The organism is Enterococcus sp. FDAARGOS_375, assembly GCF_002393265.1.
Lineage (GTDB): Bacteria > Bacillota > Bacilli > Lactobacillales > Enterococcaceae > Enterococcus_D > Enterococcus_D innesii.
In genome coordinates, this window is the sequence record NZ_CP023515.1 from 990,743 (window position 1) to 1,003,791 (window position 13,049).

Here is a 13,049-nt window from a genome sequence, read left to right on the forward strand (position 1 = left end):
ACTCATTTCTGAGAATTTAACAATTAAATTATAACAGAAATGAGGAAAATTAATGAAAAAAAGTTTGGCACTGGTATTAATATTTATTTTTGTTCTCTCTGGTTGCGGTAAAAACCTTACTTCAAAGGATATTTCCAAAATATCGATTGATATGGATCAAGAAAAAGTTGAAGAAGTTTTAGGTAAACCGTCGTTTAAAACGACAGACAGAGATGATTTAACTGGAAAATACGATAGTATAACGACAATTTACAACACTCGAATTGAATTTGATCGAAATGAAGAAGATAATCTTCGAGGATATGCAGAGTACTCTGAAACTTACAAGGCTATTAATGAAAAAAAGAACGTAGAGTTATACGTTTATGATACCGAAACTGAAGAAGAAAAGATCTATATTTATTTTATTAACAACAAAGTTTCATTCTTTTATTCTTTAAACACAAACGAGACTTAATAGTCTGATATCATAGGCTTCTAAATGTTCCAGGGTAGTTGAATGTCTGAATACTATATTAAACCAAAAAACACGCCCCTCACTTTGGACGGCGAGAGCGTGCTAAGCAATAAACTATAGGCTTATTTGCTATGCCTATTGTAGCAAAAACAAGGAGTGGTAACAATATGGCGATTGAAAAAGGTACTGTTGAAAAACTGCCAAGTGGTAAATTCCGACTTAGAGTAACTGTTGGCTACAACGAAAACGGAAATCCTATAAGATTAAGCAAAACCATTGAATCGAAAAATCAACGTAAAGCTTATGTTGAACTTGATTCCTGGATAGAACAATTAGAAGAACACGGATATGAAGATATCTCAACGATAACTTTTGAAAATTTTTATGAGAATATGTGGAAAAAAGAAGCACATTCTATGCTTGAACCAAGAACTTTAAGAGAATACTCCGATATTATCGAGAAAAGGTTTCTACCTTCTCTAAAAGCAAAAAAGATGGTAGAAATCAAACCCTATCAAATAAAAGAAATAGTTATTGCCGCCAAGTCATTTCGCAAAGATAAAGAATCAATATCGAGAAAGACAAAAAAGCGCTTTTTAAATGCTCTTAGCAGCGTTTTTAATGTCGCTAAGGATCAATATAGGATAATTAGTCATAACCCAGTTTCAGATGTCAGGCTGCCCAAAGATAACGTAAAAAATACAGATACTCCAAAGCCCTATTCTATCGATGAAGTAAACAAAATGCTAGTAGCATTAGAGGAACATGCCTCAGATAAAACAAAAGCATTAGTATTAACCGCATTCTTCACAGGTGCCCGAGAAGGAGAAATTGCCGCTGTCGAAGAAAAGGACTTTGATTTTACTAATAATACTGTGTGTTTCCATCAGCGAGTTGTGTTAGATGAGAATAAGAAGTATCAGAGGAGAGACGGATTAAAGGCTTCTGATTCGAAGACAATCCCTGTTCCTGAAAGCTACATGAATTATATGAAACAATTTATGATGAAAAATAAAGAAGCTCGTATAAAGCTAAATATAGATCCAGAGCATAAGTATATTTTTGGTTCACCAGAAGGGACCTTCGAACTTCCTACTTCTCTTTATCGAAATTGGAAAAGATTCATTAAACGTGCCAAACTGCGGGACATTCGTTTCCATGACATACGCCACACGTCTGCTTCGTATTTACTTGCCGATGCTAACATACCTATAAAAGCAGTACAGGAGATGTTAGGACATAAAGATTATAGGACAACAATGAATATATATGGCCACGCTCTAGAAGAATCTAAGCGTGCTGCAAGCGATAGATTTTCAGAATTGCTCAAAGAGTAAAGCGTTATTTATTTTTAGGCAATCCAATTCTCTGCCCACGTTTCTGCCCACGAACTAAAAAATTAGAATAAAAAAAGTCATCAACATCTCAGATAATCCTTGATGTGATAACTTTTTTCGGTTATGCCAGCTGCAGGATTCGAACCTGTGACCTACGCGTTACGAGTGCGTTGCTCTACCAACTGAGCTAAGCTGGCGTTGTATGGCACAAAGAAAATTATATGCAAAAACGGTTGTTTTGTAAAGAGGTCTGCTGAAAAAAATCTACTTACTGAAATTTTCCGAAAATTGTGATATAATAGAAGTATCAAGGAGGTTTTTACATGGCAACATTTGGTAAATTCGAAACAACAATTGTCCCGTCACAAGAAGGTTCAACGTTTGAGGTCGCTACTCCTGTCATGTTCACGTTCCATGGGAAGAAACAAACTGGTACCATCACAAAGCAGTTGAAAAACTCTGCGGTGGTCGAGCTGAACGAAACCCCAGAAAACCAGAAATTAGTTTCGCAAAGTAATGGTGTATTGATCATCAATTACAAACAATTAACCAAACTATAACTCGTTTAATGCAAGGAGAAAATCAGTTGATTTTCTCCTTTTTTCATTGTTTGTTTTTTTGAAAAACGCAAAAAAAGCCATGGATAACCGATCGAACCGTTTTGGCTGTCGATCTTCTTCCATGGCGTCATTGACGAGGCAAAACTTGAAGCAGTTGCCGTTGTCGTATTTGTATTGATTTATTTTGTACCGAATAGACGGTCACCGGCATCGCCCAAACCAGGAACGATATAGCCGTGTTCATTTAGGCGTTCATCAAGATTTGCAGTGTAGATGTCAACATCTGGATGGGCATCTTGCAATGCTTTCACGCCTTCTGGTGCAGCAACTAAGCAGACGAATTTCATGTTTGAAGCACCACGTTTTTTCAGTGCATCGATCGCCATGATCGCTGAACCACCCGTAGCTAACATTGGGTCAACGATAAATAATTGACGTTCATCGATATCTTCAGGTAATTTTACGAAGTATTCGTGTGGTTCTAGCGTTTCTTCATCACGGTACATCCCGATATGACCAACTTTTGCGGCTGGGATCAATTCAAGGATACCATCAACCATGCCTAGACCTGCGCGCAGGATCGGAATGATCGCTACCTTTTTACCGGATAGTGTTTTTTGTGTTGATTCTTCAATTGGTGTTTCAATCACTAGATCTTCAAGCGGCATGTCGCGAGACACTTCATACGCCATCAACATTGCGATTTCATTAACAACTTCACGGAAAACCTTTGTTCCACAGTTCTTGTCGCGGATCATTGTTAATTTGTGTTGGATCAGCGGGTGATCGATTACTTGAAATTTACCCATTTAAAAAAATCTCCTTTGGTTTTTCTCTTATTTTAAAGCAAATCGGCTCTTGTTACAACCATCTGCCCTAGGCAATACTGCTTTTCCTCAAAAAAAGGATTGTGTTAGAAGGAAGGAGACAAGACGGCATGTAACACGCCTCTACATTCATTCTAGCCCCTTTTTCACTTTTGGTGATCAAAGAGCTGGAGCGCAAGAAAAACGCGTGAGACGTCTTGTCTGACCTTAACTTCTGTCACAGTCCCATTTTATTTGTTTTTGTAAAGTGGATAGTTGTCCGTCAATTCTTTGACTTGCGCCGCTACTTCTGCCAAGACGGCTTCATCATTTGGTTTTTCTAAAACTTTGACGATCAATTTCGCCACTTCGACACAATCTTCTTCTTTAAAGCCACGACTAGTGATCGCTGGTGTCCCCACGCGAATCCCACTCGTTTTGAAAGGACTTAATGATTCGAAAGGAATCGAGTTTTTATTGACGGTGATATTGACTTGATCCAGCAAGGCTTCTGCTTCTTTGCCGTTCAAATCAAAGCCACGCACATCGATCAATAATAGGTGATTGTCTGTTGCACCAGAGACCAAGCGGGCTTGTGGTGCTTGGTTGAAGACTTTCGCCATTGCTTGCGCATTGCGGATGACTTGTTCAGAGTACTCTTTGAACGACGCATCTTGTGCTTCTTTAAAAGCGACAGCTTTCGCTGCGATCACGTGCTCTAATGGTCCGCCTTGGATGCCAGGGAAAACGGCACTATTGATTTTTTTCGCTAAGTCTTCATCATTTGTTAAAATCAAACCGCCTCGAGGGCCGCGTAATGTTTTATGGGTCGTAGAAGTCGTGATGTCCGCATAAGGAACTGGGTTTGGATGAAGACCAGCCGCTACTAAACCAGCGATATGCGCCATATCCACCATCAATTTTGCGCCAACTTCATCAGCGATTTCACGGAACTTCGCAAAATCGATCGTACGTGAGTAAGCACTGGCACCGGCAACGATCAGTTTCGGTTGATGCTTGCGCGCCAAAATACGAACGACATTGTAGTCAATGACTTCTGTTGCAGGATCAACACCATAACTAACAAAATTATAGGTCTTGCCGCTGAAATTAACTGGTGAGCCATGGGTCAAATGACCGCCTGCGGAAAGATCCATCCCTAATACTGTATCGCCTGTTTCGATCAACGCTAAATAAGCTGCTGTGTTGGCTTGAGAACCAGAATGCGGTTGAACATTGGCATATGCCGCACCGAAAATACTTTTCGCCCGTTCAATTGCTAAGTTTTCTACCACATCAACAAATTCACAACCGCCATAGTAACGACGACCTGGATAACCCTCAGCGTATTTATTTGTCAAAATACTACCTTGCGCAGCCATTACACCTTCTGAAACGATATTTTCAGACGCAATCAATTCCAAATTGTTTTGTTGACGATTCGTTTCTTTTTCGATCGCTTGCCACAATTCGGGATCAAACGTTTGATAATCCATGCTTACAACACCCCTTTACCTTAATGGTAGCATTGTATCACATTTCTTCATAAGCTACCTATAATGAATTCTGGTTTTTTGCTAATTTTCTTGAAAGAAACTTTGATTTGCAGCTTTTTTCAATCGATTCATATAAGCAGCCCCTAAGCCGCTTTCTGGAAACGTGGGTGCAAATAAGATATCTAGCTCAGCAATCGATTCATCTAACGCCCGTAACCCCGCAAACAGCCCTTTTGTCGCGGCTTCCACACTGTCATCAAAAAATAAATAAATGGCCGCCGCTTCAAAGCGGACTTGCTCGGCGATCGTCGGTCCAGCTAAAACACCTACCTTAAGTTGCTGTTCTTTTGCCCAAGCCATGGCTGCCGACCAATCTTGGTCATTGACCATCATGACGTTGGTATTCGGTGCATAGTGCTTGTATTTCATGCCCGGCGCTTTGGGTGCTTCACTTTCTGTTACTAAATGCTGATCGACGAGGACTTTCGTTTGTAAGACTGCTTCAAGCTGTTCTTTAGAGATCGCACCAGGACGTAAGATGATCGGCGGCGCCTTTGGGTCACTCAAATCTAAGACTGTTGATTCGACACCGATCTGCGTCACCCCATCATCCAAGATGCCAGCGATTTTGCCTGCCAGATCATGCTGAACATGCGCAGCTGATGTTGGGCTTGGTTTACCAGATGTATTCGCGCTAGGACCAACCAATGGCTGTTGGGCTTGTTTGATCAACGCTAACGTCTTGGTGTTGTTGGGCATCCGAAAAGCCGCTGTGGATAAGCCGCCAGTAACGATGCTAGGTAAACTGTCTTTTTTGATCGAAAAGATCAAGGTTAAGGGCCCCGGCCAGAAAGTTTCCATCAATTTATCAGCGAAGGGATGCTTGTTATCCACAAACGGTTCCAACTGCTCTGGCTCGGCAATATGAACGATCAAAGGGTTGTCACTAGGTCGTCCTTTGACTTGATATACTTGCGCAACAGCATTGGGCAAAAGCGCGCTAGCCCCTATTCCATAGACGGTTTCCGTCGGGAACGCCACTAATCCCCCTTCAGCTAAAATAGCTGCTGCTTCGTTTAACTGTGATTGATCAAAAATTTTTGTTTCCACAATTTATCCACATCCTTTTTTGAGAAGTTTCCACACTTATCAACATTTTCTGGTTTCTTTTCCACATTTTGTGGATAAGTCGTTTGTCAAGTGTGGATAACCCTGTTTATAACTCGGTTTATTTAGAAGTCGTTCATTTCATAAGGTTTTTGCAATTTTTCCTGTGTAAAAAAAAATTATTTATCCACATCTTGTGGATGACTGACGAACACCATCCGGTCTTGACCCGCAAGATCTTTTACTACGGTGACTTCTTTGTTGGGAAAAGCGGCTGCAAACAGTTGTTGAACGGCGGGTCCTTGCTGAAAGCCGATTTCTAGCGCCATTTGCCCACTTGGCGCCAAACACTTCGGTGCTTGCTGTGCTAATTGCTTATAGATCGCTAACCCTTGTTCTTGAGCAAAAAGCGCCATTTTAGGCTCTTTTTCCCGTACGCTGATATCCATCAGCGGCCACTCTTCAGCGCTGATATACGGCGGGTTGGAAACGATCAGATCCCATTGCTGATCTGCCACAGGCTCTAAGGTATTTCCTTGGAAAAAGCGGATCTCTGCGCCTAAGGTTGCCGCATTTTCTTTAGCAACGGCTAATGCCTCTGCTGAAAGATCCACGGCACTTACGGCCCACTGGGGACGTGCCAATTTCAAGGCAATGGCGATCGCTCCAGTACCTGTGCCGATGTCTACGACTCGTAGTGGCTGATCTGCTGGTAATTTTGCCAAACACTTTTCCACCAGCTCTTCGGTTTCTGGACGCGGGATCAAGGTTGCAGGAGTCACTTTTAAGCGATGCCCATAAAATTCTTCATACCCCAGTAAATATTGCGGGGGTTCATGCTGTAGCAGCTGTTCAAGATCTGCTGCGATCTGTGCCTCATCTTCCTTTAGGATGGGTTGGTCCATCTGCAGCAGCCAATCGAGTTGCTGCCAGTTTTTTCGCTGTAAAAACAGGTATTGGATCGCATACCCGTCCAGCCCTTTCGTTTCTAAAAAAGAAGAAGCCCGTGAAAGGACTTCTCGATAGGTTTTAGCCATTTTGCATCTCATCTAATTTTGATGTTTGATCGTAAACGATCAGTGCATCAACAATTTCATCGAGTTTTCCAGCTAAAATTTGATCCAATTTTTGAATAGTCAACCCGATACGGTGATCTGTTACGCGGTTTTGTGGGAAGTTATAGGTCCGAATCCGTTCAGAACGATCGCCGGTACCCACTGCTGATTTACGGTTTGCATCGTATTCGCTTTGTGCTTCTTGCTGCATTTGGTCATAGACCCGTGCCCGCAAGACTTTCATCGCTTTCTCACGGTTTTTCAGCTGTGAACGCTCATCTTGCATCGCAACAGCGATCCCTGTTGGCAAGTGCGTCAAACGAACAGCAGAAGCTGTTTTGTTGACGTGCTGACCACCAGCACCAGAGGCATGGTAAATATCGGTTCGAATATCTTTGTCTGCGATATCGATTTCGACTTCTTCAGCTTCAGGCATAACCACGACCGTTGCCGTAGACGTATGGATTCGGCCTTGCGATTCGGTAGACGGTACCCGCTGCACTCGGTGGGCGCCGCTCTCATATTTCAATTTTGAAAAGACGTTGTCGCCAGTGATCATCATGATGACTTCTTTGTAGCCGCCGATTCCAGTGACGTTGGCATCCATGACTTCAACTTTCCAACCTTGGTTTTCCGCATATTTTTGATACATATTGAAAAGATCGCCAGCAAATAAGGCTGCTTCATCGCCGCCTGCTGCACCACGGATCTCCATGATGATGTTTTTGTCATCATTCGGATCTTTTGGCAATAACAAAATTTTGATGCGTTCTTCTAAAACATCTTTTTCTTTTTTCAAATCAGAGAGTTCTTCTTTGGCCATCTCTGCCATTTCCGCATCAAGGTTTTCCCCAAGCATTTCTTCGGTATCCTTGATTCCTTCAACGACTTCTTTGTAACGGCGGTAGACTTCCACCGTTTCCCGTGTATTGGCTTCTTCTTTTGAAAGCTGCATGAAGCGTTTGGTGTCAGAGATCACGGCTGGATCACTTAGTAATTCGCCTAATTCTTCGTAACGGTCTTCGATTGCTTGTAACTGATCGTACATTGATTATTCTCCTTCTTTTTTCATTCCCGGGTGAAAGTAATGCTTGCGGCAAACTGGATAATACGCTTCATTGCCGCCGATTTGTACTTGATCGCCCTCGTAAACGGGTTTTCCGTCGATATAGTGCAAGTTCATGGTTGCTTTTTTATGACAGAACCAGCAGATGGTTTTCATCTCTTCGATTTTATCTGCGTAAAGCAGCAAGTATTTTGAGCCTTCAAATAATTCATTGCGGAAATCATTTTTCAAACCAAAGGCCATCACAGGGATACCTAACTCGTCCACGATTTTGGTGAAAGCTAGCACGTGATGCTTCTTTAGGAACTGTGCTTCATCGATTAAAATACAATAAGGTTTATAACCCAGGTCTTTGATCAAATGGAACAGATCCGTTTCATCAAAAATCGGGATCGCGTCTCGTTCTAAGCCGATGCGACTCGAAACATTTCCCACGCCACTTCTCGTGTCCAATCCGCTTGTCATGATCACGACTGGTTTATCTTGTTCTTCATAGTTGTGAGCAACTTTCAGTATCTCGATCGTTTTCCCACTATTCATTGCGCCATATTTAAAAAAAAGCTGTGCCATCTCGCCCATCCTTCCTCATACTCCTTTGGTATTATACTTGAAAAAGGAGAATTTTTACAGACTTAAATTCGACACATGCCGCCTTTTACGCAAGAGTTTTACGAAAAGTTAACGGATTTTTTTCCGCCAGCATCTCTTACTCGTTTCTGACTTTTCGGGCCACTTCTGCCAATACTTGACAAGCCAGTGGGTATTCTGGATTTTCAGCCCCATTGATATCCGTTGCAATGATCGCAAATCCAAGCTGCTGATAGAGCTTGATTGCTGCGTGGCTCCAAGTTTGCGTATGAAGATACATCGGTTCGTTGGCTGCCTCCAAGACAGAAACGACTTGCGTGACCAAGCCGCGAGCGATCCCTTGACGTTGAGCTTGCGGCATTACTGCTACCCAATGGACTAGTGGAACCGGTGTGCCGTCTTGCTTGGCTTTTTTCCAAGCGGTAGCCGTACCGACCGGTGTACCTGATTGATCAAGGGCAAAAAACATTCGCTGTCCTAGCTGTGCTTGCTCGGGCATAAATTCCTTTTCAAAATACGCCAATGCCTCTTCCTCATTGTCAAACTCTCCGACGGATGTTTCGATCCGTGCCCAATGCCTTTCGTCTCCTGCTTGGTAGCTGCGTAGCGAATAGTTATCGGATTGAAGGGGCTGGATCGGTGTGTTTTTGTGTGCTCGTTTCATCCAGATTTCTGCATATGGAATTGATTTATCTAACATTGGTTGTGCCTCTCTCTCATTGGTTTTTTCCTTGTTCAAAGGTTTATTTGAGAATCAATTTGGATTCAATCACGTAATTTCTTTACTAGAAAAATTTCTGTTAGCTGATTTTGCGTATGGGCGATTCTCCCGATTTCTTCATAGCCCACTCGCTGATAAAAATCTGGTGCTTGGAAATCAAAAGTCGCCGTCTGACAATTTTCACAGCCAAATGCTTTCAACTGCTGTTCAAGATCCGTAAGAATCTGCTTGCCATACCCTTTCCCCCGCTCGGATGCTTTGACCCACAGGGTGTCAAGATAGCCGATATGATACATTGAGGCGTAGGCAATACCGCCAGCAATCACCACACCCTCTTTTTTGATTACACTGCTAAAGTTCTGATAGGTCTCTGTTTGTGTAAATGGTTTTTGATGCTTTGTGTATGCTGTTAATGCTGTTTCTAACGCAGCCAATTCTTGGTCTGTTCCTTGTTCAATGATTCGCGCCATATTCAATCACTCCTTCTTGTTTCTTGATAATCTGCGATGATCTGATCGACTGTTTCTGCTATCGTTAGGCCTTCTTTGATCAGTCTTTCCTCTGAAGATCCTTTTGGGAAAAGCAAGTCTCGCTCAAGCCACCATTTACGCATCGCTTCCTCGGAAAAATAGTCTCGCTGCATTCAGGTCTGATGTCTTTTGACCGTTTCCTCAAAAGAAAGATCAAAATAATAAACGAGATTACTTTCGGGAAAGAGTTGAATCAGAAAGTCGAGAAAGTCTTGGTATTTTTCACGAGAATAAATTCCTTCAACAAGTACCAATGGCACTTTCCCCTTCGCATACAAGACGGCTTCTTTCATCAAACCGATTGCTAAATTATTGGGGCTATCTTTGACACAAAAAATTTCTCGCCGAAAAACATCTTGTGAAATCAGCACTGCCTCTTCCCCAAAAACGTGCTGAACAGCTTTGGCAATAGTGGTTTTGCCGCTGCCAGAATTACCTCGAAGTAAAATCAAAAAACTTTCCATGCAAACTTCCTTTCTTCATTGCCCTGTTTTCTAAGCATATCTCTTGTTTTTCTCTACTAGAAGCATACCATAGAAGCAAAGGAGGAATACCTATGAAAGATACGGCAATTTTTGCTGGCGGTTGTTTTTGGTGCATGGTGAAGCCTTTTGATTCGCTGCCAGGCATCCTCAAAGTGGTTTCTGGCTTTACTGGTGGCCATGTGCCTAACCCAACCTACCAACAAGTAACGACAGGTACCACCGGTCACACCGAAGCAGTTGAGATCACCTTTGATCCTGAAGTCATCTCTTATGAAGAATTGGTTGCCATCTATTGGCAGCAGACAGACCCCACGGATGCGTTTGGTCAGTTTGCCGACCGTGGTGATTCCTATCGTCCAGTGATTTTTTACAATAGTGAAGACCAAAAAGCGATTGCGGAAAAATCAAAGGCGCAGTTGCAAGCTAGTGGCCGCTTTGACCGTCCGATCGTAACCAAGATCGAACCAGCAGAACCTTTTTATCCTGCAGAAGACTATCATCAAGATTTTTACAAAAAAAATGCAGCCCATTACAATGCTTATAGCGAAGGCTCCGGTCGAGCTGGCTTTATTCGCCAAAACTGGGCTTAACATTTCGGAGCATGCCTCCCGATTCATCACTAACAGCCGATCTGCTCTCAAGGCAGATCGGCTGTTTTCTGTTTTTTCCCAAAAAGGAAATTGACAGTCAGGGCATTTTCGCGATACACTGATTAGAAAATTCTGACGATTATAAAGGAGTGTTTGTTTGATGTTAGCCAATGAAGTCCGTCCAGGTCCTAATCGGTATATTACGGGCGATGGGGTCTTAGCTGATTTGCCGGAGTATTTACGAGAGTTCCAAGAGGTAGCAGTAATTACTGGGGAGCAGTCATTCGATGTGTTTTCCAACTATTACCCTCATTCATTCGACTACCCGATCTACCGTTACGATGGATCATCGAGTTATGAAAATGCGCAAACCTTAGCTGAAGCGATCCAGCAAGCAGATGCCGTGGTGGCAATCGGCGGCGGCAAGGTCGCTGATACAGCAAAAATCACCGCCCAAACCCTTGGTGCAGAATTGATCGTGATCCCTACATTGGTTTCTAACTGTGCACCCTTCACCCCGGTGATCGTCGCCTATTACCCCGATCATACAATTTGTAAAATCGACTATGCCAAAAAAGGTGCCTACATGACGATCGTCGACACCCGTTTTTTACTAGCCACACCCGTTGATTACTTTATCGCTGGGATCGCTGATACGTTAGCTAAATATTATGAAATGGAAGCCATCGTCCGCAACATGGCAGAAGACGACAAGACTGCCTTAGTACGGCTAGGTTTCCAAAGCGCTCTTTTGATCAAAAACTTGCTGATTGCCGATGCGATCCAAGCCGTCAAAGACTTAGAAACCGGGCAGCTGACCCCCGCCTTTGCCCGCATCACCGACGCGATCATTGCTTTGGCAGGCGAAGTTGGCGGTTTTGCAGTCGAATTTGGCCGCACGTCCGGTGCGCATGCGCTGCATGACGGCTTGTCTTATTTGAGTGAGACCCATAGCGTCTTGCACGGCAACAAAGTCGCCTACTGCATTTGGGTCCAGCTTGCCTATACCAATGATTTTGATGTGATTGAAGAATTACGGCCGTTTTACGAAGCTTTGCACTTGCCAATGAAGCTGAAGGATCTCCACGTGACGCGCCTTGATCGGGATTACTTCGCCTCGGTTCTGACCTATGCTGTCAAAGAAGAAGAAACCTTTATTTTGATTGATCCTGCGATCACACCCGAAAAAGTCTATCAGGCGATCGAAGCGGTGGAGGCGCTGTAAACCGTACACATTGCTAAACAACTTTATATCAAAAAAACTGTTTCCCTAATGCATTTCGGAAACAGTTTTTTTATTTGATGAAACAGACACCCAGTAGCGATCCTGGCGGCGCATGTTCTTAGTGGGCAACCACAACTGGCGCATTGCCCATCACTGCACGGCTTCACCCAGCAACCCATTTTCTAAGCAGTATTGATAAATGCCTTCCTCGGCTACGTGACCGATCACTTCGTCGGCGATTGCTTTTAACTCGTCCGAAGCATTGTCCATTGCTAGACCCCAGCCGACTGCCTCCAGCATCTCAATATCATTGTTGCCATCCCCAAAGGCAATGGCTTCGGATTTATCCAAGCCATAGTAAGCCAGCATTTTGGCAATGCCGCTTCCTTTTCCGCTGCTGGCTGGAATAATATCGACTGCCCGATCCCACCAAGCGGTGATTTTCGCCTCTGTGGTATTTGCCATCACTTTGGCGTAGTCTTCTTTTCCTGAGCCAAGCATCACTTGGAAAATGTCTTGCTGCTGGATCACCTCATCAAAATCTTCTGCCACGATCACTTCTTGGTGGGCAAAGGAAAAATACTCAACTAAATCAGCATCTTTGCCATTGGCAACCGTTCGGTCCTTCGTAGCGATCGCTACTGGACGCTTGAGTGCCGTGGCATTTTCTATGATTTGCTGAACATCTTTTTTAGGAATGGGGTTTTGGTGGATCCCCTCGGCTTGATTAAAACAATACGATCCGTTAAAGGTCAAAAACGCATCAAAGGTCACGCCTTCAAATTGCGGCAACGCGATGGGACTTCTGCCAGTCGCAATGCACAACAGGATCCCTTGCTTCTTCAAGGCTTTTAATGTGGCTAACATTCTTTCAGAGATTTGCTTTTTGCTCATATCGATCAGTGTGCCATCAACATCGAAAAAAATAATTTTTACGTCTTTCATGATCTTCCCCATTTCCGTCTCGATTTTCAAAAAATTTGATACGCTTTTTTGTCCGCTTTCTCGCTATTGTTCCGTGCGGAT

16 protein-coding genes and 1 tRNA gene are annotated in these 13,049 nt (G+C 43.2%); 5 read left to right on the top strand and 12 right to left on the bottom strand.

Going from position 1 to position 13,049, the window contains the following annotated elements; all coding sequences use genetic code 11:
* Nucleotides 1-52: 52 nt before the first annotated feature.
* Together CO692_RS05675 and CO692_RS05680 are read left to right on the top strand one after the other, a co-directional pair.
* On the top strand, nt 53-457 hold the full coding sequence (locus CO692_RS05675; RefSeq protein WP_096741802.1) for a hypothetical protein: 405 nt from the start codon (nt 53-55) through the stop codon (nt 455-457).
* Nucleotides 458-624: 167 nt separating this feature from the next.
* Nucleotides 625-1,794 (top strand): tyrosine-type recombinase/integrase, encoded by a 1,170-nt coding sequence (locus CO692_RS05680; protein ID WP_096741803.1) that lies wholly within the window; start codon nt 625-627, stop codon nt 1,792-1,794.
* A 124-nt stretch (nt 1,795-1,918) separates the two neighbouring features.
* Here CO692_RS05680 and CO692_RS05685 read toward each other — a convergent pair.
* Nucleotides 1,919-1,991 (bottom strand) — tRNA-Thr (locus CO692_RS05685).
* Between the two features lie 126 nt (nt 1,992-2,117).
* On the opposite strand from CO692_RS05685, the gene CO692_RS05690 reads away from it, so the two are divergent.
* On the top strand, nt 2,118-2,354 hold the full coding sequence (locus tag CO692_RS05690) for a hypothetical protein (protein ID WP_005227896.1): 237 nt from the start codon (nt 2,118-2,120) through the stop codon (nt 2,352-2,354).
* A 179-nt stretch (nt 2,355-2,533) separates the two neighbouring features.
* Here CO692_RS05690 and upp read toward each other — a convergent pair whose 3' ends face one another.
* From upp to CO692_RS05740, 10 genes are all read right to left on the bottom strand, one after another.
* Nucleotides 2,534-3,163, bottom strand: coding sequence for a uracil phosphoribosyltransferase (gene upp, locus CO692_RS05695; RefSeq protein ID WP_005227894.1), 630 nt, complete (start codon nt 3,161-3,163; stop codon nt 2,534-2,536).
* Between the two features lie 248 nt (nt 3,164-3,411).
* Nucleotides 3,412-4,656 carry a serine hydroxymethyltransferase gene (glyA, locus tag CO692_RS05705; RefSeq protein WP_008379359.1) on the bottom strand — a complete coding sequence of 415 codons (1,245 nt, stop codon included), beginning with the start codon at nt 4,654-4,656 and terminating at the stop codon, nt 3,412-3,414.
* A gap of 81 nt (nt 4,657-4,737) precedes the next feature.
* On the bottom strand, nt 4,738-5,766 hold the full coding sequence (locus tag CO692_RS05710; protein ID WP_096741804.1) for an L-threonylcarbamoyladenylate synthase: 1,029 nt from the start codon (nt 5,764-5,766) through the stop codon (nt 4,738-4,740).
* Nucleotides 5,767-5,942: 176 nt separating this feature from the next.
* Nucleotides 5,943-6,800 carry a peptide chain release factor N(5)-glutamine methyltransferase gene (prmC, locus tag CO692_RS05715; RefSeq protein ID WP_096741805.1) on the bottom strand — a complete coding sequence of 286 codons (858 nt, stop codon included), beginning with the start codon at nt 6,798-6,800 and terminating at the stop codon, nt 5,943-5,945.
* Nucleotides 6,793-7,866, bottom strand: coding sequence for a peptide chain release factor 1 (gene prfA, locus CO692_RS05720; protein WP_005227884.1), 1,074 nt, complete (start codon nt 7,864-7,866; stop codon nt 6,793-6,795). The genes prmC and prfA overlap by 8 nt, the downstream gene beginning before the upstream one ends.
* 3 nt (nt 7,867-7,869) lie before the next feature.
* Nucleotides 7,870-8,454, bottom strand: a complete 585-nt coding sequence (locus CO692_RS05725; protein ID WP_005227882.1) for a thymidine kinase — start codon at nt 8,452-8,454, stop codon at nt 7,870-7,872.
* A 136-nt stretch (nt 8,455-8,590) separates the two neighbouring features.
* A complete protein-coding gene (locus tag CO692_RS05730) occupies nt 8,591-9,172 on the bottom strand; it encodes a GNAT family N-acetyltransferase (protein ID WP_096741806.1) in 582 nt (193 codons plus the stop codon).
* A gap of 65 nt (nt 9,173-9,237) precedes the next feature.
* Nucleotides 9,238-9,663 (bottom strand): GNAT family N-acetyltransferase, encoded by a 426-nt coding sequence (locus tag CO692_RS05735; protein ID WP_005233566.1) that lies wholly within the window; start codon nt 9,661-9,663, stop codon nt 9,238-9,240.
* Nucleotides 9,664-9,665: 2 nt separating this feature from the next.
* Entirely contained in the window at nt 9,666-9,806 is a 141-nt protein-coding gene (locus CO692_RS17875; protein ID WP_226818248.1) for a hypothetical protein, read from the bottom strand.
* Nucleotides 9,807-9,836: 30 nt separating this feature from the next.
* Nucleotides 9,837-10,187, bottom strand: a complete 351-nt coding sequence (locus CO692_RS05740; protein ID WP_226818250.1) for an AAA family ATPase — start codon at nt 10,185-10,187, stop codon at nt 9,837-9,839.
* Between the two features lie 92 nt (nt 10,188-10,279).
* Between CO692_RS05740 and msrA the strand changes: the two genes are divergently transcribed.
* Both msrA and CO692_RS05750 read left to right on the top strand, forming a co-directional pair.
* Entirely contained in the window at nt 10,280-10,798 is a 519-nt protein-coding gene (gene msrA / locus CO692_RS05745) for a peptide-methionine (S)-S-oxide reductase MsrA (RefSeq protein ID WP_096741807.1), read from the top strand.
* Between the two features lie 160 nt (nt 10,799-10,958).
* Entirely contained in the window at nt 10,959-12,023 is a 1,065-nt protein-coding gene (locus tag CO692_RS05750; RefSeq protein WP_096741808.1) for an iron-containing alcohol dehydrogenase family protein, read from the top strand.
* Nucleotides 12,024-12,173: 150 nt separating this feature from the next.
* Here the strand turns inward: CO692_RS05750 and CO692_RS05755 are convergent, their stop codons facing one another.
* Nucleotides 12,174-12,968, bottom strand: coding sequence for an HAD family hydrolase (locus tag CO692_RS05755; protein ID WP_325811312.1), 795 nt, complete (start codon nt 12,966-12,968; stop codon nt 12,174-12,176).
* Between the last annotated feature and the right edge of the window lie 81 nt (nt 12,969-13,049).

Bases quoted from the DNA above. Each gene is read 5' to 3' on its own strand.
- CO692_RS05690 (WP_005227896.1), top strand. From the start codon at position 2,118: ATGGCAACATTTGGTAAATTCGAAACAACAATTGTCCCGTCACAAGAA.
- prmC (WP_096741805.1), bottom strand. From the start codon at position 6,800: ATGGCTAAAACCTATCGAGAAGTCCTTTCACGGGCTTCTTCTTTTTTA.
- CO692_RS05755 (WP_325811312.1), bottom strand. From the start codon at position 12,968: ATGAAAGACGTAAAAATTATTTTTTTCGATGTTGATGGCACACTGATC.
- CO692_RS17875 (WP_226818248.1), bottom strand. From the start codon at position 9,806: ATGCGTAAATGGTGGCTTGAGCGAGACTTGCTTTTCCCAAAAGGATCT.
- CO692_RS05730 (WP_096741806.1), bottom strand. From the start codon at position 9,172: ATGTTAGATAAATCAATTCCATATGCAGAAATCTGGATGAAACGAGCA.
- CO692_RS05675 (WP_096741802.1), top strand. From the start codon at position 53: ATGAAAAAAAGTTTGGCACTGGTATTAATATTTATTTTTGTTCTCTCT.
- upp (WP_005227894.1), bottom strand. From the start codon at position 3,163: ATGGGTAAATTTCAAGTAATCGATCACCCGCTGATCCAACACAAATTA.
- CO692_RS05740 (WP_226818250.1), bottom strand. From the start codon at position 10,187: ATGGAAAGTTTTTTGATTTTACTTCGAGGTAATTCTGGCAGCGGCAAA.
- CO692_RS05750 (WP_096741808.1), top strand. From the start codon at position 10,959: ATGTTAGCCAATGAAGTCCGTCCAGGTCCTAATCGGTATATTACGGGC.
- CO692_RS05725 (WP_005227882.1), bottom strand. From the start codon at position 8,454: ATGGCACAGCTTTTTTTTAAATATGGCGCAATGAATAGTGGGAAAACG.
- msrA (WP_096741807.1), top strand. From the start codon at position 10,280: ATGAAAGATACGGCAATTTTTGCTGGCGGTTGTTTTTGGTGCATGGTG.
- CO692_RS05680 (WP_096741803.1), top strand. From the start codon at position 625: ATGGCGATTGAAAAAGGTACTGTTGAAAAACTGCCAAGTGGTAAATTC.
- glyA (WP_008379359.1), bottom strand. From the start codon at position 4,656: ATGGATTATCAAACGTTTGATCCCGAATTGTGGCAAGCGATCGAAAAA.
- prfA (WP_005227884.1), bottom strand. From the start codon at position 7,866: ATGTACGATCAGTTACAAGCAATCGAAGACCGTTACGAAGAATTAGGC.
- CO692_RS05735 (WP_005233566.1), bottom strand. From the start codon at position 9,663: ATGGCGCGAATCATTGAACAAGGAACAGACCAAGAATTGGCTGCGTTA.